This window comes from Photobacterium sp. R1 (genome assembly GCF_054600795.1).
The window spans coordinates 1-602 of sequence record NZ_BAAHZP010000052.1 but is presented as its reverse complement, the minus strand read 5'-3'; the positions used below and the strand labels follow the sequence as shown (position 1 = coordinate 602).

1 protein-coding gene is annotated in these 602 nt (G+C 50.5%); it reads left to right on the top strand.

The features are described from left to right. Positions 1 to 16: 16 nt before the first annotated feature. On the top strand, positions 17 to 602 hold a 586-nt coding region (locus tag ACYP03_RS23895), incomplete at its 3' end, for an aminotransferase class I/II-fold pyridoxal phosphate-dependent enzyme (RefSeq protein ID WP_459782346.1).

Genomic DNA, 602 nt, shown 5'->3' with positions numbered 1-602 from the left:
CATGGATGATTCACGAATGTTTGAAAAAATCGTTGCCGCACCAGCTGACCCTATCCTGGGACTGACTGAAGAATTCAAAAATGACACTCGCGCTGAGAAAATCAATCTGGGCGTTGGCATCTACAAAGACGAATCGGGCAATACTCCGGTTCTGGCGACAGTGAAAAAAGCTGAAGCTACCCTGCTGGAAAAAGAAACCACCAAATCTTATCTGAGTATTCCCGGAACTGCAGAATACGGTCTGGCTGTTCAGGAACTGCTGTTTGGCAAAGATGCCGCCATCATTACTGAAAAACGTGCTCAAACGGCTCAAGCGCCGGGTGGTACAGGTGCACTGCGCGTAGCGGCTGAATTCATTAAACGCCAGCTGGGCGATGTGACCGTTTGGATCAGCAACCCAACCTGGGCAAACCACTTTGGTGTATTTGGCGCTGCGGGTCTGCAGACTGAACAATATGCTTACTACAATGCCGAAACCAAGAGCATGGATTTCGATGCTTTGCTGAGCTCTCTGGCGAATGCAAAAGCCGGTGATGTGGTATTGCTGCACGGTTGCTGCCATAACCCTACCGGTATTGACCCTGATGCCGACCAGTGGCTGG